General features: G+C 29.9%; 26 protein-coding genes, 3 tRNA genes, 1 other RNA gene and 1 other annotated feature. Of the genes, 4 read left to right on the top strand and 26 right to left on the bottom strand.

Annotated elements, in window-relative coordinates:
* Positions 1 to 10: 10 nt before the first annotated feature.
* Entirely contained in the window at positions 11 to 1990 is a 1980-nt protein-coding gene (locus tag LN42_RS09170) for a sodium-translocating pyrophosphatase (RefSeq protein ID WP_014297232.1), read from the bottom strand.
* A 132-nt stretch (positions 1991 to 2122) separates the two neighbouring features.
* Between LN42_RS09170 and LN42_RS09165 the strand changes: the two genes are divergently transcribed.
* Positions 2123 to 2473 (top strand): STAS domain-containing protein, encoded by a 351-nt coding sequence (locus tag LN42_RS09165; protein WP_014297231.1) that lies wholly within the window; start codon positions 2123 to 2125, stop codon positions 2471 to 2473.
* A 52-nt stretch (positions 2474 to 2525) separates the two neighbouring features.
* Here LN42_RS09165 and LN42_RS09160 read toward each other — a convergent pair whose 3' ends face one another.
* The 8 genes from LN42_RS09160 to LN42_RS09125 are packed head-to-tail and all read right to left on the bottom strand — an operon-like array spanning position 2526 to position 11062.
* Positions 2526 to 2960 (bottom strand): hypothetical protein, encoded by a 435-nt coding sequence (locus LN42_RS09160; RefSeq protein ID WP_075780720.1) that lies wholly within the window; start codon positions 2958 to 2960, stop codon positions 2526 to 2528.
* A 1-nt stretch (position 2961) separates the two neighbouring features.
* Complete coding sequence (gene pth, locus LN42_RS09155) at positions 2962 to 3537, bottom strand: aminoacyl-tRNA hydrolase (RefSeq protein ID WP_014297229.1); 576 nt, start codon at positions 3535 to 3537, stop codon at positions 2962 to 2964.
* Between the two features lie 7 nt (positions 3538 to 3544).
* Positions 3545 to 4168 (bottom strand): 50S ribosomal protein L25, encoded by a 624-nt coding sequence (locus LN42_RS09150; protein ID WP_014297228.1) that lies wholly within the window; start codon positions 4166 to 4168, stop codon positions 3545 to 3547.
* 29 nt (positions 4169 to 4197) lie between these two features.
* Positions 4198 to 5154 (bottom strand): ribose-phosphate pyrophosphokinase, encoded by a 957-nt coding sequence (locus LN42_RS09145; RefSeq protein ID WP_075780719.1) that lies wholly within the window; start codon positions 5152 to 5154, stop codon positions 4198 to 4200.
* A 5-nt stretch (positions 5155 to 5159) separates the two neighbouring features.
* The gene (glmU, locus tag LN42_RS09140; RefSeq protein WP_075780718.1) at positions 5160 to 6509 is read right to left on the bottom strand and encodes a bifunctional UDP-N-acetylglucosamine diphosphorylase/glucosamine-1-phosphate N-acetyltransferase GlmU; all 1350 of its coding nucleotides are present in this window, start codon (positions 6507 to 6509) and stop codon (positions 5160 to 5162) included.
* Between the two features lie 60 nt (positions 6510 to 6569).
* Positions 6570 to 7127 (bottom strand): Holliday junction branch migration protein RuvA, encoded by a 558-nt coding sequence (gene ruvA / locus LN42_RS09135; protein WP_014297225.1) that lies wholly within the window; start codon positions 7125 to 7127, stop codon positions 6570 to 6572.
* Complete coding sequence (locus LN42_RS09130) at positions 7127 to 8443, bottom strand: folylpolyglutamate synthase/dihydrofolate synthase family protein (protein WP_014297224.1); 1317 nt, start codon at positions 8441 to 8443, stop codon at positions 7127 to 7129. The genes ruvA and LN42_RS09130 overlap by 1 nt, the downstream gene beginning before the upstream one ends.
* Positions 8444 to 11062 (bottom strand): valine--tRNA ligase, encoded by a 2619-nt coding sequence (locus LN42_RS09125; protein WP_014297223.1) that lies wholly within the window; start codon positions 11060 to 11062, stop codon positions 8444 to 8446.
* A gap of 202 nt (positions 11063 to 11264) precedes the next feature.
* Here LN42_RS09125 and LN42_RS09120 point away from each other — a divergent pair, with 202 nt between their 5' ends.
* A complete protein-coding gene (locus LN42_RS09120) occupies positions 11265 to 11618 on the top strand; it encodes a hypothetical protein (RefSeq protein WP_198029611.1) in 354 nt (117 codons plus the stop codon).
* A gap of 40 nt (positions 11619 to 11658) precedes the next feature.
* On the opposite strand, the gene rplT is transcribed toward LN42_RS09120, so the two are convergent.
* From rplT to LN42_RS09055, 13 genes are all read right to left on the bottom strand, one after another.
* Positions 11659 to 12015: a 50S ribosomal protein L20 gene (rplT, locus tag LN42_RS09115; protein WP_014297222.1), complete on the bottom strand. Its 357-nt coding sequence runs from the start codon at positions 12013 to 12015 to the stop codon at positions 11659 to 11661.
* 25 nt (positions 12016 to 12040) lie between these two features.
* Complete coding sequence (locus LN42_RS09110) at positions 12041 to 12235, bottom strand: 50S ribosomal protein L35 (protein WP_014297221.1); 195 nt, start codon at positions 12233 to 12235, stop codon at positions 12041 to 12043.
* Positions 12236 to 12257: 22 nt separating this feature from the next.
* Positions 12258 to 12782: a translation initiation factor IF-3 gene (gene infC, locus LN42_RS09105; protein ID WP_014297220.1), complete on the bottom strand. Its 525-nt coding sequence runs from the start codon at positions 12780 to 12782 to the stop codon at positions 12258 to 12260.
* Between the two features lie 29 nt (positions 12783 to 12811).
* Positions 12812 to 12944 (bottom strand) — a sequence feature (ribosomal protein L20 leader region).
* A gap of 19 nt (positions 12945 to 12963) precedes the next feature.
* A tRNA-Lys gene (locus LN42_RS09100) sits at positions 12964 to 13039 on the bottom strand.
* Positions 13040 to 13047: 8 nt separating this feature from the next.
* Positions 13048 to 13123 (bottom strand) — tRNA-Trp (locus tag LN42_RS09095).
* A gap of 19 nt (positions 13124 to 13142) precedes the next feature.
* A tRNA-Gln gene (locus LN42_RS09090) sits at positions 13143 to 13216 on the bottom strand.
* 52 nt (positions 13217 to 13268) lie between these two features.
* Complete coding sequence (locus tag LN42_RS09085) at positions 13269 to 14069, bottom strand: ATP-binding cassette domain-containing protein (RefSeq protein ID WP_014297219.1); 801 nt, start codon at positions 14067 to 14069, stop codon at positions 13269 to 13271.
* On the bottom strand, positions 14060 to 14839 hold the full coding sequence (locus tag LN42_RS09080) for an energy-coupling factor ABC transporter ATP-binding protein (protein ID WP_075780716.1): 780 nt from the start codon (positions 14837 to 14839) through the stop codon (positions 14060 to 14062). The genes LN42_RS09085 and LN42_RS09080 overlap by 10 nt, the downstream gene beginning before the upstream one ends.
* Positions 14836 to 15558, bottom strand: a complete 723-nt coding sequence (locus LN42_RS09075; RefSeq protein WP_014297217.1) for a class I SAM-dependent methyltransferase — start codon at positions 15556 to 15558, stop codon at positions 14836 to 14838. The genes LN42_RS09080 and LN42_RS09075 overlap by 4 nt, the downstream gene beginning before the upstream one ends.
* A 4-nt stretch (positions 15559 to 15562) precedes the next feature.
* Positions 15563 to 16243: a hypothetical protein gene (locus LN42_RS09070; RefSeq protein ID WP_075780715.1), complete on the bottom strand. Its 681-nt coding sequence runs from the start codon at positions 16241 to 16243 to the stop codon at positions 15563 to 15565.
* 22 nt (positions 16244 to 16265) lie between these two features.
* Positions 16266 to 16365: signal recognition particle sRNA small type (ffs, locus tag LN42_RS09065), an RNA gene on the bottom strand.
* 44 nt (positions 16366 to 16409) lie between these two features.
* On the bottom strand, positions 16410 to 17735 hold the full coding sequence (glnA, locus tag LN42_RS09060) for a type I glutamate--ammonia ligase (RefSeq protein ID WP_014297215.1): 1326 nt from the start codon (positions 17733 to 17735) through the stop codon (positions 16410 to 16412).
* A gap of 92 nt (positions 17736 to 17827) precedes the next feature.
* Positions 17828 to 20146: a methyl-accepting chemotaxis protein gene (locus LN42_RS09055; RefSeq protein ID WP_075780714.1), complete on the bottom strand. Its 2319-nt coding sequence runs from the start codon at positions 20144 to 20146 to the stop codon at positions 17828 to 17830.
* Between the two features lie 245 nt (positions 20147 to 20391).
* On the opposite strand from LN42_RS09055, the gene LN42_RS09050 reads away from it, so the two are divergent.
* Positions 20392 to 22080 carry a hypothetical protein gene (locus LN42_RS09050; protein ID WP_014297213.1) on the top strand — a complete coding sequence of 563 codons (1689 nt, stop codon included), beginning with the start codon at positions 20392 to 20394 and terminating at the stop codon, positions 22078 to 22080.
* A gap of 44 nt (positions 22081 to 22124) precedes the next feature.
* On the opposite strand, the gene rd is transcribed toward LN42_RS09050, so the two are convergent.
* The 3 genes from rd to LN42_RS09035 form a co-directional block, all read right to left on the bottom strand.
* Positions 22125 to 22286 (bottom strand): rubredoxin, encoded by a 162-nt coding sequence (gene rd, locus LN42_RS09045; protein WP_014297212.1) that lies wholly within the window; start codon positions 22284 to 22286, stop codon positions 22125 to 22127.
* Positions 22287 to 22398: 112 nt separating this feature from the next.
* A complete protein-coding gene (locus LN42_RS09040) occupies positions 22399 to 23430 on the bottom strand; it encodes an L-Ala-D/L-Glu epimerase (RefSeq protein ID WP_014297211.1) in 1032 nt (343 codons plus the stop codon).
* Positions 23423 to 24778, bottom strand: coding sequence for a transglutaminase-like domain-containing protein (locus LN42_RS09035; RefSeq protein WP_014297210.1), 1356 nt, complete (start codon positions 24776 to 24778; stop codon positions 23423 to 23425). Before LN42_RS09035 ends, LN42_RS09040 begins: the two co-directional genes overlap by 8 nt.
* 204 nt (positions 24779 to 24982) lie before the next feature.
* Between LN42_RS09035 and LN42_RS09030 the strand changes: the two genes are divergently transcribed.
* Positions 24983 to 25885, top strand: coding sequence for a deacetylase (locus tag LN42_RS09030; RefSeq protein ID WP_014297209.1), 903 nt, complete (start codon positions 24983 to 24985; stop codon positions 25883 to 25885).
* 21 nt (positions 25886 to 25906) lie between these two features.
* Here the strand turns inward: LN42_RS09030 and LN42_RS09025 are convergent, their stop codons facing one another.
* The gene (locus tag LN42_RS09025; RefSeq protein ID WP_014297208.1) at positions 25907 to 26275 is read right to left on the bottom strand and encodes a response regulator; all 369 of its coding nucleotides are present in this window, start codon (positions 26273 to 26275) and stop codon (positions 25907 to 25909) included.
* Between the last annotated feature and the right edge of the window lie 5 nt (positions 26276 to 26280).

Genomic DNA, 26280 nt, shown 5'->3' with positions numbered 1-26280 from the left:
CCCCTTTCATTTATTGAAAGATTTTTATTAATATAGGAATAACAACAATAGAAACTATAGACATTAATTTAATAAGTATGTTAATAGCAGGGCCTGCGGTATCTTTAAATGGATCTCCTACAGTATCTCCAATAACTGCTGCCTTATGTGCAAATGAACCTTTACCGCCAAATTCGCCTGTTTCAATATATTTTTTTGCATTGTCCCATGCACCACCAGAATTTGCCATGAATATTGCAAGCATTACACCTGATACTGTTGTTCCAACTAACATACCGGCTACTGCCTCTTTTCCAAGTATAAAGAACATTATTATTGGCATAAATACAGCTAATAATGAAGGTAATACCATTTTTTTCAAAGCGCCTTTTGTTGCTATGGCAACACATGATGAATAATCAGGATCAGCTTTTCCTTCCATTAATCCTACAATTTCTCTAAATTGTCTTCTTACTTCTTCAACCATTATTTCTGCAGCATCACCAACAGCTTTCATTGCCATTGATGAAAAAAGAAATGGTAACATTCCACCAACTAATGCACCTATAAATACCTGCGATTTTGCAAGATCTATTATTTCAAGGTTTACAACCTTTGTATATGAAGCAAATAATGCTAAAGCAGTTAATGCAGCTGAACCTATTGCAAATCCTTTACCTATTGCAGCTGTTGTATTTCCAACTGCATCTAAAGCATCGGTTCTTTCTCTTACATATGGTTCAAGTTCTGCCATTTGTGCAATACCACCTGCATTATCGGCAATAGGGCCATATGCATCTATTGCTAAAGTAATTCCAAGTGTTGCAAGCATTCCTACACCTGCAAGCGCTATTCCAAATAATCCAAGAAGATTATACGATACTATTGTTGCCAGAGATATTAATATTACAGGAATAGCTGTAGATTCCATACCAACAGCCATACCATTTATTAGTAATGGCGCAGCTCCGCTTACTGCACTTTTAGCAAGATGTTTTACAGGTTCTTTTGCTGTATAGTATTCTGTTATTGAACCTATTAACATTCCCACTACCATCCCCAGAAATATAACATAAAAAGGTTTTAATGTCTTTAAGAATATTAATGATAGAAAAAATACTCCTATTAATGTGAGTATATTTGCTATATACATTCCAAAATGTAAAGCTTTTGAAGGATCTACATTTTCTTTGTCTTTTAGATTAAAATTAAACACCAAAATTCCTATAATTGCAGATATTATACCTATTGATACTACAATAAATGGAAATGTTGCACCTTTTTCGCTGAATAATATAACCCCTAATGCAGAAGCAGAGAATATTGAACCTACAAATGATTCATATAAATCTGCTCCCATTCCAGCAACGTCACCAACATTATCACCAACATTATCAGCAATAACAGCTGGATTTCTTGGGTCGTCTTCTGGAATTCCTGCTTCTGTCTTTCCTACAAGGTCTGCACCAACATCTGCAGCTTTTGTAAATATACCTCCTCCAACTCTTGCAAATAACGCTACCAATGAAGCTCCCATTGCATAGCCACTCATTGATATGGTATCGCCATTTGTGAGATAAAAAACGAGTCCTAAACCAAATAATCCCAATGAAGCTACTGTCATTCCCATTATAGCTCCACCATTAAATGCTATTTTTAATCCATTACTCAAAGAATGAATTGCTCCCTGAGCTGTTCTGGTATTTGTTTTTGTAGCAATACTCATACCAAAGAAACCTGATAAAACTGATAAGGTTGCACCCAGGAAAAATGCAAGCGCCATCATCCAGCCATTGGTAAGTCCCAATAATATAAATATTATTCCAACAATTACATAAAGGATTTTATATTCTGAAATCAAAAATGCTCTTGCACCTGTCTGAATGGCACCAGAAATTTTTTGCATTTTTTCGTTTCCCGGTGAATTTTCAAGTACTTTAAAGGTTAAAAAGATTGTAAATACAATCCCCACAAGACCAAATACAATTCCGCTTAGATTTAGTATTGTCATTTTGCCCCTCCTTTTCATTTTGTTATTTTTTATAGAAATATTATATCATAAATTATATAATTATTTCACTTTTTTTGTTTATTAAAGCAACTGATTTTATAGACGATATATTTAATGTCGGAGGTGATGGAAATGAAGAAATATTGTGATATAGAAAAATTTAATAATTATTATCTTTTAAAATTTAATGATAATTTGAATATAGAAAATGGAAAATTTGTAAAAAAACAATTAGAGGAAATTTTAGATATAAAGGATAGTAATATTATTGTGGATTTTTCAAATGTATATTATATGGATAGTAACGGACTTGGAATAATTATTACTTTAATTCAAAAAGCCAGACATTTTAATAATAAATTGATTTTTATAAATATAAATTCTATGATTAAAAATATCTTAAAAATTACCAAGGTTATTAATCTTATGCTTATTTTAGATACAATAGAAGAAGCTAAACGTTATAGTAAAACTGCTATTTAAATTTAATATTTATAAATCCCCTCTATCTGGTTTTCCAAATAGAGGGGATTTTTTATTTAAGCATTCTTTTTAATTTTTTTATAATCTTTTCTATTGCTTCCATTTTATCTATATCGTTGTTTTTTCTGGCTGCCTCATATTCTTTAGATAAATAATATAATGTTCTTTCAATTACTGTTTGCGTATCTCGTATTTTTGAGTTTTCATCTTCTTTAAATATTAAACGCTTTGAATGTATAGGCCCTTCTGATAATACCCATGTTTTTACCCCGCTAATTTCAACCGAGGATTCCATAAAATTTGAATGGTTTTTGAAAAAAAGTTTTGTAGTAAAGAATTTTATCGTTGTTTCATTTACTGGAGAAAGATGAAATCTCATAATTTCCTTCATACATTTCTGACAATATCCAATTTCAGTCATTATTCCGTCATAATCAAATTTCTGGACTATTTCCGCTTCATTGGTTTTGCATAATTGACATTTCAATTTAATCATCTCCAGTTAAATCACGATTGTTATATTTGTTCATTGCATCTGTTATTTTTCCTCCGAGAATAATGTTTATTGCATCTACTGTTTTATCTATTACTTTGTATAATTTATACATTTCTTCATTTGTAAACTCACTTAATACATAATCTGCAAGGTCTATTCCTTCTGGTTTTGGCCCTATTCCAACGCGTATCCTTGGAAAGTCTTTTGTACCAAGTACGGAGATAATGGATTTTAATCCATTATGGCCTCCAGCAGAACCATTTGGTCTTATTCTAATCTTCCCAAGATCAATGGATATATCATCATATATTACCAGTATATTCTCCGGTGATATTTCTTCTATATAATTTTTCAGTTCAAAAAACACCTTTCCGCTTAAATTCATATATGTAAGCGGTTTTATTAATATTATATCATCATTTATATATCCTTCAAAGGTGTTTTTTTCAATTTTTTTGAATATCTGCTTATTTAACTCATAATATCTATCGATAACCAAAAACCCCACGTTATGCTTTGTAAAGACATAACGTGGGCCTGGATTACCTAATCCTATTATTATTTTCATAGTTTAATTAAGCTTCTTCTCCTTCTGCTTCTTCTGTTTCTTCTTCACCTGTTGTTTCAGCTGCTCTTGGTTCTGTAACAGCTATAACAACTTCTTCTGGGTCAAGTAATACATCTATTTCTTCAGATATGTTGAGGTCTTTTACTGTAATATGATCTCCAAGATCTAATTCTGAAATATCTACTACGAATTTTTCTACAATATCTTTTGGTAATATTTCAACTGGTAATTCGTGGTAGTGGATTTCTAACATACCGCCTCTTGATAATCCTTTTGCTTCACCTGTAAATTCAATAGGAATGTTAAGGTGCATTTTATGTCCTGCTGATGGAACATAGAAATCAATGTGAATTGGTTTATCTGATACTTTGTGTCTCTGTAATGTCTTTAAGAATGTTGTTACTGAATATGTTTCACCATTTTCCTTTTCAATGTTTAATTGAATAGGTGTTGTTTCTTCAATTTTTTCAATCATTAAGAATGCATCAACAGAAGAAACCTTTAAAGCAATATTTCCGCCTTCTAAACCAGGTCCATAGACTATAGCGGGAATAAAACCTTCTTTTTTGATGTGATTTGCTTTTTCTCCTTCTTTTCTTTCAATAGCTTTTAGCTGGTATACTTTTGCCATTTTAATCCCTCCTATGTTAATAAATTATTTTATTTAAAGAGTATACTTACTGATAAATTATTTTTGATCCTTGCAATTGTTTCACCGAGAATTGAAGATACGCTTAATACTTCAAATTTGTCCGGCAAATCATTATGATATATTGTATCTGTAACATATATTTTTTCAATTACTGAATTTTGTAACTTTTCCTTTGCATTTTTGGAAAGAACTCCATGAGTTGCACACGCTATAACCTTTTTAGCGCCATTTTTTACGAGCATTTCTGCTGCTCCAACTAACGATCCTCCTGTATCTATTATATCATCAAATATTATAGCTACTTTATCATTTACATCACCAATTATATTGACTATCTCTGCTACATTATCTTTTGGTCTTCTTTTATCGAGTATTGCAAGTGGTAAATTCATTTTTTCTGCAAATTTCCTTGCTCTTTTTACTCCACCAACATCTGGTGAAACAACAACGGAATTTTCTTCATCAAAATCTTCGCATTCATTTCTAAAATAATTTACAAATACAGGAAATCCCATAAGATTATCAACAGGTATATCAAAGAATCCCTGAATCTGTTCCGCATGCAAGTCTATTGTTACTATTCTTGTTGCTCCTGCAACAGTCAATAGATTGGCTACAAGTTTTGCTGATATTGGATCTCTACCTCTTGCTTTTCTATCCTGACGCGCATAACCAAAATATGGAATTACAACAGCTATTGAATTTGCTGATGCTCTTTTTAATGCATCAATCATTACAAGTAATTCCATTAAGCTTTCATTTACAGGTGAAGAGGTTGACTGAATAACAAATGTATCAAGTCCTCTAACTGTTTCACCAATTCGAAGATTTACTTCACCATCAGCAAATCTTCCAAGTTCTACTTCACTTAATCTTGTTCCAAGATACTGAACAATTTTTTCAGCTAATGGCTGATTAGCTGAACCGGAAAATATTTTAATTTCGTGGGCCATTGAAAAAGGCATAATTTTTACTCTCCTTTCTCCCTCTTATTAAATACCCAATTTTCTTTTGTTACCTGCCTTGCTCTTCCAAGTGCAAGTGAACCTTCAGGTATATCTTCTGTTATTGTTGAACCAGCACCTATTAAAACATCATTTTCTATTTTTACTGGAGCTACCAATGCTGTATTGCTACCTACAAAAACTCTATCTCCAATAAATGTTTTATGTTTATTTTTTCCATCATAATTACATGTAATTGTTCCAGCACCTATATTTACATCTTCACCTATTGTTGCATCACCAAGATAGGTTAAATGTTGTGCTTTTGAACCTTTACCCACTATTGTTTTTTTCGTTTCAACATAATTTCCTATTTTTACCTTTTCATTTAATACTGTTCCGGTTCTTAATCTGGAGTATGGCCCAACGGATACATTATCTTTCACTATAGCATCTTCACATTCTGAACGCAATATTTTCACGTTATTTCCTATTTGACAATTATTTATTCGTGTCATAGGACCTATTTCGCAATCTTCACCTATTTCTGTTTTTCCATATATAAATGTCATTGGATAAATTATTGTATCCTGCCCTATTTTTACGTCAGGACCTATATATACTGTATCGGGATCTGTTATTGTAACTCCGTTTAGCATTAAATTTTCAAGTATTCTTTTTCTTAATATTTTTTCAGCATTTGCCAGCTGAATTCTATTATTAATTCCCAACGCTTCTGAAAAATCTTCTAAAACATATGTTTCCACATTTTCTAGCATTTTAGGAACATCTGTTAGATAATATTCACCTTGATTATTATTTGGTTTTAACTCTTTTAATGCATTTTTTAGCTTATCTCCCTTAAATATAACGAAACCTGAATTTATTTCTTTTATTTTCTTTTCTTCTTCTGATGCATCAGCATCTTCTACAATATTTATGAACTTTCCATTTTCATCTTTTACTATTCTACCATATCCAGCAGGATTATCTAAAATTGCGGTTAGAATTGTAGCATCTGCATTTGTATTTTTATGTTTATCAATTAACTTCGACAATGTCGAAGCGGTAATTAATGGTGTATCTCCATATAATATTAATATATCTTCGTCATTTAAAAATTCTTCAGCTGACATTACAGCATGACCAGTTCCCAATTGTTCTTTTTGATAATATATTTTTATTCCTTCTGGAAGTATTTTTTCAACAAGTTCTCCTTTATATCCAAGAACAACTCCTATTTCTGTAGGATTTAATTCTTTCGCAGTATCTATTACCCAATTTACCAATTCTTTTTCAAGAATTTTGTGCATTACCTTTGGATATTTTGATTTCATCCTTTTTCCAAGACCAGCTGCCAGAATTAATACTTTCATAGCACACCCCCGACATTTTATATTTTAACATTATTTTCATTAATTAAAATTAAGATATTATCACAATTTCTTCAAAGCTTGTGTAATTATATTCTCAAGCGTCAATTTTTCTATATCTATTTCCTTTAATACATTAAATACTTTGTTTTTTTCAAATCCCAGAGCTTCAAGAGCTTCAAGAGCATCTTTTAATTTTGTACTTTCTCCACTTACAGGTAAGGTTTCAAGATTTTCACCCAATTCGTTGATTATTCTTTCTGCTGTTTTTTTACCTATTCCAGGAAGTTTAGATAATCCCTTTACATCCTGAGAAGCTATCATATTTATTAATTGTTCTACATCTATTTTTTGAAGAATTTTCAATGCACTTTTCCCACCAAGTTTTGAAACCTTTTTTAAATTAAGAAATATATTTCTTTCAATATCATCATAAAACATATAAAAAGCTATGTTCCATTCTGATATTTCAAGATGTGTTTCAAACACATATTCTTTTCCTATTTCACATCTTTCTAAAATCCTGTATGTTGGAATACTTTCAAAAAACATATTTCCAGATTCTATTATTATTTCGTCTGGAGTTAATTTTTCCACTTTTCCTCTTACTTTTCTAATCATTATATTTCCTCCAGATTTAACATATATCCTCTTATTTTTCCAACCAAATAAAGAGAACCTGTAACAAAATAATAATCATACGGAATGGTAAGTAAATAATCAAAGGCTTTTATTGGATCCTGAATATATGTAACGTTTCTTGAGTATTTTTTAAATGCTTTATATACTGCTTCTGGATTTGAAGATCGTTTATTTGGAACCTGAGTAACTATTATATAATCAAAGTTATCTGCCATTAACTTTACCATTCCTTCAAAATCTTTATCATCTAATATTCCAATTAAAGCTGCTTTTTTGAAGTTTTTTGTGTATATTTTAATTGAATTTTTTAATGCCAAAGCTCCAGAAATATTGTGCGCTCCTTCTAATATAACCTTTTTATCATTATATTCTATTAATTCAAAACGCCCTTCCCATAAAAAGTTTTTTAATCCTTTTTTTGTTTTTTCAATATCAAATTTTAACTCTTTTTTTTCCATATATGCCTCTACTGCCATAACAGCTGTGGATACATTATATGGTTGATATGTTCCATTTGCTTTGAATACAAGCCCGGGAATTTCTGTATATATGCTCTTATAATCAATTGAATTCCAATTCAATGAATATATGGGATTTTTAAAATTATAGTCCTTTTCAAATTCAAATACTTTTCTTATTCCAACTTCATTGGCTCTTTCAAATATTACCTCTTTTGAAGATTCATTTATATTCCCTAATACTAAATAATTATCAGGTTTTATTATTCCGGCTTTTTCATAGGCTATTTGTTCTAATGTATCTCCAAGTAAACTTGTATGATCATATTGTACTGTTGTAATAACAGAAACTTCAGAATTCACAACATTAGTAGCATCAAGTCTTCCTCCAAGTCCTACTTCAAGTACAGCTACATCAACATTTTGTTCTGAAAAATATTTTAATGCCAATGCGGTAATAATTTCAAAAAATGATGGTGACATATCTTCTGACATGGCATCCATTTTTTCAATTGGAATAATCATATCATTAAGAATTGAAACAAATTCCTTTTCTGTTATGGATTTTCCGTTTATTTTTATTCTCTCTTTTATATTGGTTAAATGCGGAGAGGTAAATATTCCTGTTTTTAACCCATGAGCTTTTAATATCTCATGTATAGCTTTTGATGTACTTCCCTTACCATTTGTTCCTGTTACATGAATAACAGGGAAATCCCTTTGAGGATTCCCCAATAATTCACATAATTTGTTTATTCTATCTAAACCATACTTTATTCTTGTGCCACCACGCCTATCGTATATATACTCTACAGCCTTTCGAAGTGACTCTATCATTTAATCTAACTCCCTTAATAATTTTTCTAATTTTTCAATCTGGCTTTTTACCATTTCAAATTTTTCTTTTGTTTCTTCTATTACTTCTTCAGGAGCTCTTTCAATAAAGTTTTTGTTATTTAATTTTTTATCGTATTTCTGGAATTCTTTATTGAGTTTTTCAAGCTTTTTGTTTAATCTTTCTTTTTCAGCTTCTATATCAATAAGTTCCCCAAGCTTTACGTATGCTTCAACATCTTCATCAACATATGATGTTGCAGATTTTTCAGGTTTTTCTGAAACTATTTCTATATTTGTTACAAATGCCAATTCTTTAACTGTCTTTTCATTTCTCTTTATCCAGTCATTATCGCTTAAAGTTTTATATGCTATTTCAACCTTTGTTATCTGTGGAATATTTATATCAGCTTTTACATTTCTTATACCTCTAATAAATGCTTTTATCTTTTCAAATTCTGCTTCTTCATTTTCAAATACGAAGTTTTCATTATACTCTGGCCATTTTGCAGTTACAAGATACTTTTCATCTGTAATCTTTGGTAAATTCTGCCATAATTCTTCTGTTAAAAATGGCATAAATGGATGCAATAATCTTAACGAAGAGTCTAAAACACGAACCAATACATTTTGTGCAAGTTTTTTATCTTCTGATTTTAATCTATTTTTCACAGCTTCTATATACCAATCACAGTATTCATTCCAGAAGAAATCGTATAATGCTCTTGCTGCAATGTTAAACTCGTATTTTTCTATTGCTTCTGTAACTTCTTTTATTGTTTTATTCAATCTTGTAAGCATCCATTTGTCTTCAAGGGTTAAGTCTTCCGGTTTTAATTCCATCTTTTCAAAATCATCCATATTCAACAATACAAACCTTGTAGCATTCCATATTTTATTTGCAAATTTTGAATATGAATCAATTATTTGAAGATCTAATTTTATGTCCCTTCCCTGTGCCGCGAGAATTGCCAGTGCAAATCTCATTGGATCAGCACCATATTTTTCAATAACTTCAAGTGGGTCAATACCGTTTCCAAGGGATTTTGACATTTTTCGTCCATGTTTATCCCTTACAAGTTGATGAATATATACATCTGAGAATGGTTTATCTCCCATGAATTTTTCTCCCATTACAATCATTCTTGCTACCCAGAAAAAGATTATGTCAAAACCTGTCATTAACAGATCAGTTGGATAGTATTTTTTGAGATCTTCTGTTTCTTCTGGCCAACCCAATGTTGAAAATGGCCATAATGCAGAGCTAAACCATGTATCAAGTACATCTTCATCCTGCCTTAGATTTGTGGATCCACATTTTTCACATTTATGTACATCTTCTTCAGAAACATTTATATGTCCACAATCTTCACAATACCATACAGGTATTCTATGTCCCCACCATAATTGTCTTGAAATACACCAATCCCTTATTTCATTCATCCAGTTAAGGTATACCTTTTTCCATCTTTCGGGATAGAATTTTATGTCTCCGTCTTCTACAGCTTCTATTGCTTTTTCTGCAAGTGGTTTCATCTTTACAAACCATTGATCTAAAAGGAATGGTTCAACTACAGTATCACATCTGTAACAATGACCAACTGAATGTTCTAATTCTTCTATTTTTAATAAATATCCTTCTTTTTCAAGATCTTCAACTACAGCCTTTCTTGCTTCTTCTCTTGTCATTCCGGCATATTTTCCACCATTTTCATTTATCTTTGCATATTCATCCATTATTTGAACTGATTCAAGATTATGTCTCTGACCAAGTAAATAGTCATTTGGATCATGTGCAGGCGTAACCTTTAAAGCACCTGTTCCAAATGATGGATCAACATATTTATCTGCAATTATTGGTATTTCCCTTCCTACTAATGGTAATATAGCTACTTTTCCAACATAATCCTTATATCTTTCGTCTGATGGATGTACAGCTATTGCTGTATCTCCTAACATTGTTTCTGGCCTTGTTGTTGCAATTATTATATAATTATCCTCACCTTTTATTGGATATTTTATATGATATAATGCACCTTTTTCATCTTTATGTTCAACCTCTTCATCTGATAAAACTGTGCCACAGCTTGGACACCAGTTTACTATATATTTTCCTTTATATATATATCCTTCATTGTATAATTCAACAAATACCTTTCTTACAGCTTTATTTAAACCTTCATCAAGTGTAAACCTTTCCCTTGACCAGTCAACAGATGCACCTATTGCCATTATTTGCTTTTTTATATGTTCTCTATATTCATTTGCCCAATTCCATACTCTTTTTATAAATTCTTCCCTGCCATAATCTTCTTTTCTTTTTCCTTCGCTTTGCATAAGGAACTTTTCTACAACATGCTGAGTCGCAATACCTGCATGGTCTTCACCAGGTAACCATAATGTATCCTTACCCTGCATCCTTTTAAATCTTGTCACTATATCCTGAAGGGAAATATTCAAAGCATGTCCCATATGAATTTTTCCAGTAATGTTAGGAGGAGGTATCACAACAGAAAATTTACCATTACCTTCACCTTTTGCTTTAAACAATTCTTCGTCAAGCCAAACTTTGTACCACTTTGTTTCTATTTCATTTGGAGTATATCTTTTTCCAATATCCATATTTCTCCCTCCCAGTTCTCGAAAATTGATTATTACCTATATTATACTTTAATGTTGTTAAGAATTCAAGGGAATTTTTTATACAATATAGAATTAATTATCAGGGGGTGATATTATCAAATCAAATTTTTTGAAGAATATAATTATTATTATTTCTGCTTCATTTATAACCGTCACAATTACGCTATTTATAATGTATAACGTGTTTCTAAAAGATCTTTTAAATAATACAAATTTAACTGACAATGAATGTATTAAAATAATTAAAAATAGTAATTTCTATGGATTTCCCGATAAAAAAATCGGACCATATTTTAATGCTTTTTTCTCTAATCCAGAATGGAAATGCGTTAGAAAACCCGGAAAATTATATGTAATCTTTCAGGGTGATGCTTATTATTTTGGAAAATATGTGAGGTTTAAAATTACTTTTGATGTAAATAAAACAATAAAAACAAAAACCATTCAACCAATTTCTTATTATGCAGGTGATGAGAAAATATTATATACCGATTTTCTCAATCTCATTAATACTATATTTATGAGAACACAATAAATATAAAATATAAGCCACCTTTTATAGGTGGCTTTTTATATTACCTGGATATAGCTTCTTTAGCAATTGTTACATATTCTTTGAATGCTTCGTAATCATTTACAGCAAGTTCTGATAACATCTTTCTGTTGATATTAACACCTGCTAATTTTAAACCATGAATTAATTCGTTATATTTTAATCCTTCATTTCTTGCAGCTGCATTAATTCTTGTAATCCATAATCTTCTGAAATCTCTCTTTTTCTGTTTTCTACCTGCATATGCATATTTTCCTGATCTGAAGAATTGCTGTTTTGCTAATACATATCTTCTGCTTAAAGCTCCTCTGTAACCCTTAGCAGCTTTAAGATATTTTTTTCTCTTTTTTCTTGCATGAACTGCTCTTTTAACTCTCATTTATGTTCTCTCCTTTCTATTTTTATTATTTTAAACCGAGTAATCTTTCTACTTTTTCATTTAATCCTGCTGGAACATCTTTATAGTTGTGTAACCTTCTCATTCTCTTTTTTCCTCTAATTCTTGTGTTATGTCCAACATTTGATCTTCTCATTCTGATTTTTCCTGATCCTGTAACCTTAAATCTTTTGCTTGATGCTGAATGTCTTTTAACTTTCATAATTATTCCTCCTTTTTAAACATTATTTTTTTGTTTTCGGAGATAAAATCATATCCATATCTCGCCCTGCCATTTTTGGCGCTCGAGTTACTTCTGCAATATCTTCAACCTTTTCGATAACCCTATCTAATATTTCTTTACCTTTGTCGGTAAACATTATATCCCTACCAAGGAACATTACAACAGCTCTAACTTTATTACCAGCTTCGAGAAAATCTCTAATTCTTTTTACTTTTGTATTAAAATCATGTTCATCGATTCTCAATCTGAACTTCATTTCTTTTAATTGCTGTTTTTTCTGCTTCTTTTTAGCTTCCTTTTCTCTCTTTTCCTTTTCGTATTTGTATTTTCCATAATCCATAATTTTGGCAACAGGTGGATTGGAATTAGGTGCAACCAATACTAAATCGAGTCCTTCCTGATAAGCTAACTGTAATGCTTTTTTTGTTTCCATTATTCCCAGTTGACTTCCATCACTTCCAATAACCCTTAATTCCTTCGCCTTAATGTCTTCGTTTCTAATCGTTGTATCTTTCGATTTTTTAATACTTATCCCTCCTGTTCGTTTGTATTAAAAAAAATAAACAAAAATGGGTGGATAGAATCCACCCATATATTTCCCAGATATATTATTATACGCTAAATAATAAACCCCTGACGGCTTATTTGCCCGAGGTGGGAAGCATATGGGTGGCTTCCGCTTTACACTTTGACTTTAATAAATAAAATGGTGGGCCATGCGGGATTCGAACCCACGGCCTACTGATTAAGAGTCAGCCGCTCTACCAGCTGAGCTAATGGCCCACTTTTTTTGGCACGCCCGGAGGGACTTGAACCCCCAGCCTGCGATTTTGGAGACCGCCGCTCTACCAATTGAGCTACAGGCGTGTACCTAAAATTAGGTGAATGGCTGGGAGGGGAGGACTCGAACCTCCACCGGCGGATCCAGAGTCCGCTGTCCTGCCATTAGACGACCTCCCAAGACTGATAGTATTATAACATGATTTTTCTAATTAGTCAACGTCTATTCTTTTCAATATTGAAATAATTTTTCTAACGTTATATTATTTTTTAATGAACAATAGTATAATTTCAATTTTTCTGATAGTGAGATACTTCTTTTTTTCAATTCTTCTTCACCAAGCATTATAAAATCATTAAATTCACCTTTAAAGCTTATTTCTCTATTTTGAATGTGTAAAACTTTCGGCTTAAATGAAATTAAATCATCTATCCAATGTGTAACAATTATTATTGTTTTACCTGCTTTTCTTAAATTTTCAATAATCTGCCATATTTTTTTTCTACCATTATAATCAAGCCCGACAGTAGGTTCATCAAATACAATATATTTAGGATTATACGCAAGGACAGAAGCTATTGCCACTCTTCTCATTTCGCCACCTGAAAGACTAAAAGGATTTCTGGTTAAAAATTCTGGAGTTAATCCTACTATTTTTAAAATTTCCAGCAATTCATTTTTTGAAATTTCTATTCCAAAATTTTTCGGCGCATATAAAATTTCCTCTAATACTGTTGGTAAGAAAAATTGATTTTCTGGATATTGAAATACTATTCCTACATTTTTTCTTATATCCTTTATATTAACGTTTTTATCTGATGTTTTTAATCCGTCTACTATAACTTCACCATTTTTGGGTATTAATAAACCATTAATATTTTGAATAAGTGTGGTTTTACCCGAACCTGTTTTTCCAAGTAATAACCACATTTCTCCTTCATTTATTTTCCAGTTTATATTTTTTAATGCAATGCTTTCAAATGGTGTCCCTTCTGCATATGTATAGTTTAAATCCCTGATTTCTATTGACATATTTTTCTCTCCATGTCTTCATATGTTCGTCCTGTATATTTTTTGACTATATTTTCAAAAGGTATTTCAACATTAAACCTTTTGCTTTCAGACCAGTTATAAAATCGTTCTCTATCACCATTAAATGCTATCTTTCCTTTTTCAAGAGCTATAATTTTTTTGACAACCTTTAAATCACTTGCATGATGAGAAGCTATTATTACAGTTTTCCCTATTGAAATCAGATTTTTTATTACTTTATATATTTCTTTTCTTCCTTCTGGATCAAGCATGGTTGTTGGTTCGTCCATTAATATATATTCAGGTTGCATGGCAACTATCGAAGCTATTGCCAATCGCTGTTTTTGACCTCCGGAAAGCGTATTTGGATCCTTTTTTTCAAGGCCTATTAATTCTGTTACTTCAAGTACCCATTTTATTCTTTTTTTCATTTCTTCTCTTTCAAGACCAAGATTTTCCAATCCAAAAGCTATGTCTTCTTCTACTGTAACTCCAACTATTTGATTTTCTGGATTTTGAAATATATATCCAACATTTCTTTTTAAAAACAAAAGAGAATTTATATCATTATGATTTATTTTTGTGTTGTTATAATATATTTCACCTTTTTGTGGAATTAAAATACCACACATCATTCTTAGTAATGTAGACTTACCGCTTCCATTTGCACCAACTAACCCCACGGGAACCCGTGGTTCAAAAGAGAGAGTAAAATTATTAAATATTGTTTTATTTTCATATCCAAAAAAAAGATTTTTTACTTCTATCATTTTTCTTTCACCGATTTGTATACTCTAATTCCGCCTTTTTTGGTTAATTCAATTACATTTCCAAATACCTTTTTCATATATTCTTTTATTCTACTTCCACCTTTATTGTGAAAAGCAACAAGTTGCAATGAACCTTCATTATTTAAATGTTCATATGCTCCATCAATTAATGCCATCCATACTTTTTTCCCGGCTACAATTGGCGGATTGGAAATTATTTGATCAAATTTCTCATTCTCCCACGGCTCATATAAATATCCCTGCCTTATATCGGCAAAAACATTATTATTTTTTGCATTTATCTTTGAAAATTCAACTGCTCTTTTGTTTATATCGCTCATGTATATTTCAATATCAGGATATTCTTTTTTTAATGTAATGCCAATTACTCCATAGCCACATCCTATATCCAGTATTTTTTTTCCTTCTATTTCTGCATATTCAAGTAATACCTTTGTAGCTTTGTCTATGTCTTTTTTTCCATAAACACCTGTAGGTGCTTTAAATATATATGTGTGTCCATTTTTTAAATTGAGTTCCAATTCTTTTACCCTTAACTCAGATTCTGGATTTTCCACATAATAATGTTGAAAGGTTGTTGGTTTTTTCTTTTCAACTTTCTTTTTTTTATTTGTTTCACCATATAATTTTATTACCTGTTCCGGCGTTAAATCCCTTAAATCTTCAGGTCCAAAAATCCTCTCATTTTTTTCACGCATTAAATTATTCCTCCCGATTCTCAGTGTTAATGATTTCATTTAAATCAACTAACACTCCAAAATTGTATTTCTTTTGAAATTGATATAATGTCAACCCATTTGGAAAACTTATATAACTGCTTCCAAAATTGAAAAATATAATTATATTATTTGCATTTATCTGTACTTTATATTTTATTCCAAAAGTTATTAACAACGTATCTTCAAATGTTCCTCTAATTGCAGGTAATGTGGTAATTATATCTCCTGTTTTTATCCAGTTTAATGTTTTTAAGTTTAACTGTAAATATGCAGATACCGGATAACTATCAAGAAGAATTCCTGAATAAGCCATTATATTACCTATATTTGCCGTAGCGGTGGAATCTCGCGAAGATATTTCATTAAATGTATTGCTTATTCCTGAATAAATGTTTAAATTGTTTGTTTTTATTCCAAATGTTGCAGAGACATAATTATTTAACTGCGGATTATCGAGATTAAAATCTGCTGTAATATCAAATGTTGTTAACGATGTATTTGTAAAATACGATACACCAAAAGTGGGATATCCTCCCTTTACTTTAACGTTATTGTATGTTTCTTCAAGAAATATTCCATCTGAATATATCCCAAGATTTAACGAAAACAGATAAACAGGTATAAAGATTATAAAAAAAAGAAAAAACTTTTTATTTATATTCATAAAAATCCCCCTTATAAATAAAGATGGCTGGGCACCCCCGCGGCACACAGGAAGTACCGCTTATGGCTGCTCCCTTCCGGGCCTGACCAGGTTCGCGGGTTCCCGTTGCGCGGGACCCAGCCGATTGTAGGTCCCTAAAACCATATTATATTATAATAGAAAAATGTTACATAATCCATAAGTATTTATTAATTTCCCAATCAGTCACATTAATTGAAAATTCTTTCCACTCATGTTCCTTCATTTCAATATATTTTTCAAATATATGCTCTCCTAATACTTCTTTCATTAATTCATCTTTTTTCAATTCTTCAATTGCTTCTTTTAAATTGCCAGGAAGATGGTCTATTCCTATTTTATCCCTCTCTTCAGGTGTCATATGGTAAATATTCGATATTACAGGTTTTGGTGGTTCCAATTTTTCCTGAATACCTTCAAAACCAGCTGCAAATAAAGCTGCTAATAATAAGTATGAGTTTGCTGTTGGATCAGGGCTCCTTACTTCAATTCTGGTTCCTTTTCCTCTTGCTGCTGGAACTCTAATTAACGCACTTCTATTGCTTGGTGACCAGGCTATATTTACAGGAGCTTCATATCCCGGAACAAGACGTTTATAACTGTTAATTGTAGGATTGGCTATAGCGGTTATCGCTTTTATATGTTTTAATACACCGGCTACAAAGTATTTTAATTCATCGCTTAATTCATAATCATTTTCAGGATCAAAGAATATATTTTTTCCATCTTTAAATAAACTGAGATGTGTATGCATTCCTGAACCATTGACGCCGAAGAATGGCTTTGGCATAAATGTTGCATGTAATCCCCTTAATAATGCTATTGTTTTTACAACTAATTTAAATGTCTGTATATTATCTGCTGTTTTTAGCGCTTCATCATATGTAAAATCAATTTCATGTTGAGAAGGGGCAACCTCATGATGGGAAGCTTCAACATTTATTCCCATATCTTCCAGGGCAAGAACTATATCTTTTCTCGTTTCTTCACCCTGATCAATAGGAAGAAGATCAAAGTAACCTCCATTATCGAGGAATTGAAGGATAGGTTTATGTGTCTGAGGATCTTTGGGAAGAAGGAAGAACTCTGGTTCTGGTCCAACAAAACCTTCATATCCATGTTCTTTTAATCTGGATAATACTTTTTTTAATCGATATCTCGGATCCCCTTCAAACGGTTTTCCATCAGCTGTATAAACGTCACATATAATTCTGGCAGATTTATACCCCTTGTCTGTCCATGGATAGATTGCAAATGTTTCCGGGTCCGGTTTTAAATACATGTCTGATTCTTCGATTCTTACAAAACCTTCAATAGATGAGCCATCAAACATCGTTCCTTTTTCAAAGGAATTTTTTAGTTCATCCCAAGGTATTTCTACATTTTTCAGCAGACCATTAATATCTGTAATCTGCAATCTGATAAACTTCACCTTTTCAGCTTCGACAATCCTTAACACATCTTCATGATTCATAAAAAAACACCCCCTATACATATTGTATAGAGGGATTATATCATAAATTTAGATTTTTTTCAATAATCAACTTTAAATTCTTTTAACCAAGTTTAATCGACTTTGAAAAATGAAATTATAGATGTAAGCTTTTCTGAACTTTTTTGTAATCTTTCTGATTGGGCTATCAGAGTATTTATTATTTGAGTTTCATTGTTTATTACTTCAGAAAATCCTAATATTTCTTTTTTCGAACTTTCAACAAAATTGTTTAAATCATTTTTTCTTGAATCAAATGAGTTTAATATTTGATTCTGGTCTTCTATTATACTCTTTAATACATCAAATACTTTATCAAGTTCATTGGTTAATTCATTTATTTCTTTCATTCCATTTTCAAATTTCAACATTGTATTTTCAAGTGAAACAACATTTTCTTTTGATGACTGAACTTCTTCAAGTAATTTTTTCATATCTTCTGTTATTACTTTTACCTGATTCGCAATATCTATTGCTGTATCATTGGTTTCTTCAGATAAACTTCTTATTTCATCTGCAACTACAGCAAATCCTTTACCAGCTTCCCCTGCTCTTGCTGCTTCTATTGCCGCATTTAATGCAAGAAGATTTGTTTGTTTTGCTATATCAGTAATTTTTACAACAAAATCTGAAATTTGATTTACCTTCACTGTAAATTCATTGAAATTCTCTGCAAGATTTAAAATTAAATTATTTATCACATTTGTTGTTTCTTTTGTATCAGAGGTTAGTTTTTCTGTTACTGTATTAAATTCACTTAATTTATCAATTGTAGCTTCAATTGTATTTGCTTCGTTTGAAAGGTTTCCGCTATTTTCAAATAATACTTCTATGCTATTTTCAAGAGAATCTATAAAATCTTCGAGATTACTCATAAGGGATTGAACGCTATTTACTATGTTTTCTATTGATTCTTTTGTATGTTCAAGTTTTTCAGAGGATTCATCTATTTCATCTGAAGCTTTATTTAAGCTCTGTACATTTTCATTTAAATCCTTAAACATTTTAATTAGAAAATCCAGAGTTTCATGTATTTTATTCATCATTAACCCTATTTCATCGTTTTTCTTTTTGTGTAATTGTTTTATATTATTAAGATTCCCTTTTGAGATATTATCAAGATTATCTGCCACAAGAGATAAATCCCGAGAAAGTCTATTTCCTATTGCTATAGATGTAATTATTGAAATTACTATTATTATTAATATAATTACTGCAATAAGCTGTAAAACGTTGCTCATGTCTATTTTCAAATTGAGATCTATATTTTCTGTTTTAAATGGTGGTAATTCAAAGTCGCTTTTTAAATTAATATTGATATCTGTCTTTGTATCTATTAAATTCTTTGATATTTGAATATACATATCAGGAAGAATTTTTGATTGTGTATAATAACTTCTTGCCTTCTTTTTCAATAATGTTTCTGTAATAAACTTATTGGAATTTGAAGGGTTAAATTTTAATCCTGATGTTGGAATATTTCCAAATAACGGATTCCCACTTTTATCATATACAACTATATATGCATTTATTAGATTTCCAAGAGAAACTATATCATTATAATCAAAAGCTCTTAATCCAACCAATATTCCAACTATTTTTTGAGTTGAAACAGGATCATAAACAGGTACTATTGATACATAATACGGTTTATTTTCAATGGTAATAATTTCATTTTTCCCAAACGAGATATTGTTTTCTATAATATTTTTACTTTCTTCTTTTACAATATTTGTTATATTTAATTTTTTTAATGTATCTTTACCCGGAGAATAGCTTTCTGCTTTTCTTTGAATTTTATATGTTGTATCTTTTATATTTATTGTAAATGCATTCTTTCTGGTAAAGACTTTTGGATTAACGAGCCACAGTTGCAATCCATCGAATTTATTTAATTCAACATATGGTTGTAAAATTTTATATCTTTCTATTATCGATATACTTCTCGAAGCTGCTTTTTCTTTTATTTTTTCACTTCTGGAAATTGCATTTAGAAAATCGCCAAGGTTTTGCGTATTTTCTTTTATTTTATTTTCAAAAACAGAAAACAATGTAGCTAATGTATTATCATAATTTTCAAGAAAATATTTTTCTATTTTTCCATTTATATCCTTTTGCAATAATTCAACCTGAGAGGTTATATCTTTATTATATTTTTCAATTTGTGTTTTTAATAAATTATTATACGATTCAAACTGTTTTTTATAACTCTCCTGTATAATATTAATCTGATTCTCAAAATTATGCGAAATAATCTTTTCCTGCTTTTTTATTGAATAGTTTAATACAAAAGAAGTTATTAATAAAGGTGTAATTGATAAAAAAACTATCAATATACCTATTTTAAAACTAAATGAATTAAACAAAGAAACCTTTTTTTCGTCTTTTTGCATTTTTCCACCTCCAAAAATTTGTCAAATTATATTATACCAAATTTAATCTTATAAATATTTTAAGATTTTCATAAAAAAATATTTTCAATCGTATTTATTCTTTTATATTTTCATTCAATAACATATAATCAATGCTAATAACAAAAATTAATTAAACGGAAAACTATTATTTTAAAGAAAGAATAAAAATCAAAATAAGTATGATATAATACTAGTAGTAAAACCGGGAAGGAGGACTTAATAGAATGACTGAATTTAAAAGAAATGAAAATCTTGAAGTAAAAAATATGTCCAATACACCATCACCAAACAAAAAGAATAAATCCAATATTGAGGAAAACAAAAATTTCACAAAACTCCTCAGGTTTATGTTGTTTCTAAATATATTATTTATAGGAATTATTATTTATGTAATTTCCATACGTTATAAAAATGAAGCCATAATTTTAGAGCGTTTAAATAATATAGAATATAATCTTTCTTCTCTTGGAACACTAAACACAAATTTAGAAAAATTAAATAATAACTTCCAAATACTTGATATAATAAATTCTAATGTAAGGAAAATTCCTGATATAGAACTCGATCTCGCCGAAACAAAGGATACTTTAAAATCATTAGACACAAAAGCTTTAAATAATACTATCGATAGATTGGAAAATGCTTTAAAAAATCTTGAAAAAATTGAAATTAAACCAGTTAATATTGATTATAATTCTTTAAAAGAGGATATTGTTACTTCAATAAAAGATGAATTGCAAAAAAAATTCTCAACACTTGAAAGCACTCAAATAATTAATAATATGAATAAAAATACCTCTGAACCTGTAATTTCCAAAGAATTTAATTCAAAGATTGAAAGTATTGAGGAAAAATTAAACCAGATTAATTATCTTATTTCTGATCTTAATAAAAAACAAAAAGAACAGGACATTTTAATTTCTAAAATTGCATCTTCCATTATCAATATTACAAAGAATTCTAAAAATGATGACTTTTATGCTCAATATATTAATAAATTAAATATTTTCGATTCTAAAATAGAACAGCTTTCAAAGAATTTTGAAAGTTTATCAAGTGATAATAATGAAATTTTATCCAACATAAAAAATCTCAATAATAAAATCAATTCCAGTTTTATTAATAAAAATGATTTTATAACTCTAAAAAAATCATTTGAGAATATTGATAAAAAAATAAATTCTCTTGAAACCTCTTTAAAGATTAACAATTCAAATATTAATAAACTCGTAAAAGACATAAAGAATATAAACGCTGAAATTTCCGGAATTCAGTCATATTTCTCAAAAATACAAATGGATATAACAAAGGAAATTAAAAATTCCGAAAAGAAAATGCTTATTATAGACGAAATTAAAAACCTTAATAAATTTATTGATAGTGATGATTTTAAATTAATAAATATGGTTGAAGGATATAATGAAATATGGAATTATATACAAAAAGGACAACTTTCGAATGATCAAACTCTCAATACAGAATTTTCAAAGTTAACAGAAAAGGTATTTGATAAGTTTATAGAAATAGTAAAGATTGAGTATGAAGATTTAAATTCAAGAAGATACAATATAAACTTCCAGAAAGATATCAAATACATTAATTATTCGTTTAATAAACTTATTAAAAACCCCTTTAATGAAAAGAAATACAATATATTAAAAGACGAAATTAAAAAATTAAATATTCTTGAAAGCAAAAGAATTGAAGAGTATAATAATAACGCAAAATTGAAAATAAAAGAATATCTTGACTTATTTAAAAATAAGGTTATTATTAAAGATGAAATTATAAAAAGTTTTAAAGAAAAAATTCTTACCATTGACCCTGAATTGTTATATCCTGAAATTAAAAAGGAATATCAACAGGTTATAACAGCTACAAAGGATATTTTAAAAGAAAAATATATCTGGTGATAAAAAAGAGGTGCTTCTTAAAAAAGCACCTCTTTAATTAATTATTATTCCTGTACTTCAAATAAGTCTTTACCTACACCACACATTGGACATACCCAATCTTCTGGTAAATCTTCAAATGATGTTCCTGCTGGAATACCTGCTGTTGGATCTCCTTCTTCTGGATCGTAAATATATCCACAAACTGTACATACATATTTTTTCATAATCCCGCCTCCTAATTAGTTATAAAATTGTAATTAATACAAATTTATTATATCCTATTTTCTCCAAAAAGTCAAGAGGTATCATGTTAAAATTGGATAAATTTTATCTGTTTTATATTCCTTTGAATACTGGTGGTTCTGAAATGTATTTCCCTCTAAAGGTATCTTCTTTTAAAAGTAATGCTGAATCAAGATCATGATACACAAAAGCTCCTGTTCCAAGCGCAAAATTAACGCTTTGATTAATTCCAACACTTGATTCACCCATACAACCTATCATTAATTGTAAATGAGCAGATTTTACCATTTCAACTATAGCTAAAGCATCGGAAATACCTGATTTCATTAATTTAATGTTTATAAAGTCTACAGCTTCCATTTTTATTAATCTCATAATATCATATTTAGTTTTTGCACTCTCATCTGCACCAACAGGAAATGGACAATTGTATCTTACAAATTTTAATCCTTCAAAATCGGTAGCCTTTACTGGTTGTTCCAATAACCCTAAATCTATCCCTTTTGAATATAATACCTTTGCAAATTCAATAGCCTCTTTTGGTGTATAACCCATATTTGCGTCAACTATATATTTTGCTCCACTGGTTAATTTAGCTATTTCTTCAACAGCTTCTATATCTTTCTTTAAATCTTCACCTACCTTTATTTTTATTACCCTATGACCGGCATTATATATTTCAACAGCATCTCTAACCATATTTTCGACTGTATCTATACTTACAGTTTTATCAATTTCAATCTCTGTTCTTGCACCACCTAAGATTTGATAAACTGGAACATTTATTTCTTCTGAAAATGCATCAAGTGTAGCGTATTGGACAGCAGCTTTAATACTTGGAGATGCAAAGTATTTGTCCATTAAATCAAATATCTGTCTGTAATTTCTAACTTCCATACCTACTAATAATTCATTTATAGAAGATTCCAAAGCATATAACGCTTCAACCTTTTCACCATTTACCCTAAATGAGGGTGAAGCCTCGCCATATCCTTTTGCACCATCTTCCGTTTCTAAAACAACTTCTATATTTGTTGCATAATTTGAAATGCTACCTGTAACATGAAATGGTTTATGAAACTCGTATTTTTTTACTTCAAATGTAATTTTTTTTATTTTACTCATTTTTCTCCCCCCTTTTAAATTCTATGACCTCAATTTTATATTCATAATTATTTGAATAAATATTTTCAACTTCCGTTTCTAATTCCCCCACCTGATTATCATATGGATCGCTTCTATAATACTTTTTATTTTCAAAGTCTTCATAATAATCATTATTTGCAACCATCCTAAAACCATCAAGATTTCCAAAGTAAAACTCTCTATATTCAGGGATATTTCGTCTTGCTCCCCCAAAAGACAAATCTGCTGGTAACCAGCCATATGGTTCAACATAAAATAATGCCCAATCATGCGGAGATGCAAAATATTTATTTATATACCAACCTGACTGCCATCGTGCTGGAACTCCAGCTATTCTACAAAGGGTGATAAACAGTAATGCCTGAAAACCACAATCACCTTTTAGATTTGTTGCCACAAATTGAGGAATATTTTCATATATGCTATATGGTTTTACATATGAATAATTTACATTTAATGTAATCCAGTCATATATTTTTTTAGCTTTTAGATATGGATTTTTCTCGTCTCCAATAATATCCTTAGTAAGTTTTTTTAAATAATATGTATATAAAATATGTGGTGGCTTCTCTTCAAGAAATTTTTTATATTCCGCAGGATAACCTTCTTTTACTTTTTCAGGATCGATATTATTTATCAGTTCTGAAATTTCATATTCAAATTCAACAAAAAAATCTTTTTGATTTTTTGTCAGATCTTCAAAATATATTGTTTTTTGAAGATTTTTATTAAAAACTTTATACTCTTCGTGACTTGTTTCAAGAATTTTTACATTTTTTACCTGGAATTTTTCATCTGGTAAAGGTAACCATGCTTTTATTATATCACCTTTAATATTTTCATATATAGGAGAAATTTTAATTTTTGCTCTAACATTATATTTTTTAGCAGGTGAATTTTCTTTTATAATTTCGTCCAATCTACTATGAAGCAATTCCCGCGCTTTTAAGGAACTTTCATCATTTTTCACAAACTTTTTATACTTCTCAAATTTAAACCCTATATTATATGCAAATCTTTTTTCAAAATATGCTTTCCCATCAATTATAATATAATCCAATTCCCCTTTTTGAAACAATTCTTCAAATCCTATATCTTTAAATCCTCTAATTCTTTCTTTTGCAATTTTACGTGCCTCTTCTATTGTATATGGATAATCAAGTATTAATCTGTTTATTCTTTCTTTTTCATAATTTAACCGTTTACGCAATAAATCTGGCAAGTCTCTTTCAAGCATTTTATTAATTAAATACAACGCATTTCCAATATTACCTACACTTAATTCCCTTTTTATATCTTCTGGTACCCCGACGCTCAAGAATTCCATTTTATCCCCCCTCGTATAAGTTTATGCACAACATAAAGTTTGTTATGCTAATTATTTTGATTTTATCACATAAAAATATAAAATTCAACTTTTGTTAATATAGCTTTTCGAAGAAAAATGTATTAATTTTGAGGTATAATATAATTATCTACAATAAATATATATTATCAGAAAATATAACTTTCTATAATGAGAGGTGATTTTATGATTAATATTATCTGGGATGAAAGATTGATGGAATATGATTTTGGTCCCGGTCATCCTTTGAGAAGCATCAGGTGCAAAAAAGGTATTGAAAGACTAAAAAAAGAGGAAGATTTGGAATATAATTTAATTTCTCCAGAATACGCAGAAAAAGAGGAATTAGCTTTATTCCACACTTTAGATTATATAAAAAGTATTGAAGAAAATATTGGCGGTTCTGCTGAAACACCTGTAAAAAACATGTATAATCCTGCAAGGCTTTCTGTTGGCGCAACATTAACAGCAATAAATTCAATTACTGATGATGCAAGAATTTCTGTTAACCTCTGTGGAGGTTGGCATCACGCTTTTGAAAATAGAGCAAGAGGGTTCTGTATTTTCAATGATGTTGTTATTGGCGCTAAATATGCTCAAAAGAAAGGATTTTCAAAAGTTATGATAATTGATTGGGATGTTCATCATGGCGATGGAACACAACGAGCTTTTTTAAACGATGATTCTGTGTATACCATATCTATCCATCAGGATCCTTCTACACAATATCCATATGTAAGCGGATTTACTTCTGAAAATAAAAAAACAAACCTTAATATTCCAATAACTCCTGGTGAATCCGAACAGGAAATTATGACAAGGGTTTTATCCACAATTCCAAATGAAATTAGATTCTTTAAACCGGAAATGCTTATAATTCAAATGGGTGTAGATGGTGATATGTATGATCCAATGTCATCAATAAACCTTAGCGAAAGGTTTTATAAATCCATATCAGTTGTACTGGCAAGATGTGCAAAGAAAAATAAATTTCCTGTAATCTTATTAGGCGGCGGAGGATTTAACTTTCCGAGAACTGCAGAATTATGGACATTAATTGTCAAAACTTTTTATGAAAATGTGAAATAAAAATAGCGGGAGTAAATCCCGCTATTTTGCTGATAATATGTTTTCTATTGCTTCTATTAACTTTTTTTCTTTAATAGGAATAACAAGAAAATCCTTTGCACCGTTTTTTATTGCTTCGGTAACGTATTTCTTTTCACTTGAAGATGATGTAACTATAATATTCGCCGATGGATCATTCTCAAGTATAAATGTCATAGCTTCTATACCATTCATAACAGGCATCATAAGATTCATTAAAACTATATCTGGCATTGTTTTAAAATACTCTTTTACAGCTTCTTTTCCATTTTCTGCTTCTCCAACAACCATATATCCCAGATTTTCAAGCATATCCTTTAAAATAATCCTATCAAATTTTGAATCATCTACAACCAGCACAGTTACCGGCATACTTC

The sequence above is a fragment of the Marinitoga sp. 1137 genome (genome assembly GCF_001941525.1).
Classification (GTDB): domain Bacteria; phylum Thermotogota; class Thermotogae; order Petrotogales; family Petrotogaceae; genus Marinitoga; species Marinitoga piezophila.
The sequence above is the reverse complement of the archived record's forward strand: the minus strand, read 5'-3'. Positions and strand labels throughout refer to the sequence as shown.